Raw genomic sequence first — 206 nt, 5'->3', positions numbered from 1 at the left:
ACCAACTTACGCCCATGCTCTGGACATCCTTCGATACCGCGACAGCTCCACCACGAGCGTGCATAGGGCTTGGCGATAGAGCGACCTGGTTGCTGATCAATGTCGTCAAGAACGCAATGCGGACAGTATCGGAGCATCTTTCCCGGACGCATCTCTTTATTGAAAATAGCGCGGCCAAGCTTCCAGTTGGAACCTGGATGCTGATG

The 206-nt window shown here is 53.9% G+C and carries 1 protein-coding gene; it reads right to left on the bottom strand.

The window, feature by feature from the left end:
• The coding region (locus HWX93_RS23310) for a TniQ family protein (protein WP_176038833.1) at positions 1 to 206 on the bottom strand (206 nt) is incomplete at both ends.

The sequence above is a fragment of the Brucella tritici genome (assembly GCF_902825325.1).
Classification (GTDB): domain Bacteria; phylum Pseudomonadota; class Alphaproteobacteria; order Rhizobiales; family Rhizobiaceae; genus Brucella.
Note: the sequence above shows the minus strand (reverse complement) of the source record. Positions and strands in the feature narration are given on the sequence as shown.